2 protein-coding genes are annotated in these 1,492 nt (G+C 34.2%); both read right to left on the bottom strand.

Going from position 1 to position 1,492, the window contains the following annotated elements:
- Positions 1-209: 209 nt before the first annotated feature.
- A complete protein-coding gene (locus ABD963_RS15070) occupies positions 210-860 on the bottom strand; it encodes a hypothetical protein (protein ID WP_345278281.1) in 651 nt (216 codons plus the stop codon).
- A gap of 130 nt (positions 861-990) precedes the next feature.
- Positions 991-1,398 (bottom strand): hypothetical protein, encoded by a 408-nt coding sequence (locus tag ABD963_RS15065; protein ID WP_345278279.1) that lies wholly within the window; start codon positions 1,396-1,398, stop codon positions 991-993.
- Positions 1,399-1,492 lie beyond the last annotated feature (94 nt).

The raw sequence follows: 1,492 nt of genomic DNA, 5'->3' as shown, positions 1-1,492 counted from the left end.
CAAATCCGCTTTTGGGATTCAGTATGTTTATTTATTATTCCGACTATTTTTTTCTCCATCGTGTTTCTCAAATGTGTGGTAACGGTTTTGGCTATGGTTTCGTTACGGAATGGTGCGCGAGTATCATTCCGCCGTAACCATAAATTTAGCAAAAAGGCTTGAAATTCCGATTAGGAATTTCAGCCGTAATGAACTATAGCCGTTGTTGGCTACAGTTTTTTATATCTATTCACAAAGTCTGAAACAAAGCATAGAAGTGAGAAAGCTTTTAAACTATTCTTTTCTGTACCAAAATTCACGTCTAAACCATGGACTACAGCATGTCTATTCAGATTGCTGTCAAACTGTTCTTTTTTTGAATATCCAACATCAATTGCACTTTCGTCCGTAATCATTCCTAACAGAATATTTATAAAGTTTCCGTTCTCTGATTTCGATAGAAATTTTTTTAATGATTCTTTATCCTTTCTTGTCCTAAATAGTTGTCCATTGCATATTCCATCTGCCTGTGACAAGAATAAGATAGTGGATGCATAATACTTTTTTTCTTTATGGCAATCCAACGCTTCAATTATAATTTTCTGTCGAGTGTCTTGTCTATTTTTTAAAATTTCACTCAAACTGTCGATATTCTCTCGATAATATTTAACAAAAAAATTATCCAAAAATTCACTGTCACCATCTACTGCTTTTTCCATTAGATGGGTCGTATATCCCATTGTTATTCGACCATCAATATACCATCCAAAACCAGCAATACTTTTCAGGCCAATTTCCGATAAGCCTAAAAATTTACTGTAGCCTTCGACGGCTTTTTTTAGCATTTTTTTGGTTTCGGCTTTTGTGAAGTATTCTGTCATTTTTTGAAATTGTAGCCAACGTTTATGTATAAGAATAGTTGCGGTTTTGTATGCGAGGATTTTCCGAAGGAAAATCAGAAGTATGCAAAATTGCAACGACCTTAATGCAAGCCTAAAATAGCAATTATTTTTATACGGTGTTGGCAAACGTTTTTATTCCTTTATTAAATCCGATTACTCCAAATAGTATTGGAACTAAAACTGGAATGATAAAAGAAGAAAAGGCGTAAGGTAAAAATCCATAAGTTAGTGTACTTAAAATTCCAGCAAGCACAAGTCCGATTCCAAGTCCGAGTGTTGCTTTTCCAATCCCAAGTCCGAATAATTTATTTCTATCAATCAATCGGCTGTGAATAAATCCAGGTATTCCAATTCCGATTAACGCAAAGAGCATTACTGTCAGAAATGCGGTTATAATAGATAAATTCAAATCCAGAGTCGGCTTATTCGGAATAATTAATTTTGTTCCGAGTATTCCAATTCCAACCCCAGAAACTAATTCCAAAATGAAAAATATTATTTTAGTACTTCGTTTCATCTAATGTTTGCCAACGGTCTCGGCTATGAACAGTTGGGGATTTTCGCCTTAGCTTTTCAGTTTAGCACTGACTCTAGTTTTATGTTTATAGTTT

The organism is Litoribaculum gwangyangense (assembly GCF_039543505.1).
In the GTDB taxonomy this organism is placed as follows: Bacteria; Bacteroidota; Bacteroidia; order Flavobacteriales; family Flavobacteriaceae; genus Litoribaculum; species Litoribaculum gwangyangense.
Note: the sequence above shows the minus strand (reverse complement) of the source record. Positions and strands in the feature narration are given on the sequence as shown.

What these genes read in the sequence shown, in the direction of transcription:
- ABD963_RS15070 (WP_345278281.1), bottom strand. Translation starts at nt 860, where the DNA reads ATGACAGAATACTTCACAAAAGCCGAAACCAAAAAAATGCTAAAAAAA.
- ABD963_RS15065 (WP_345278279.1), bottom strand. Translation starts at nt 1,398, where the DNA reads ATGAAACGAAGTACTAAAATAATATTTTTCATTTTGGAATTAGTTTCT.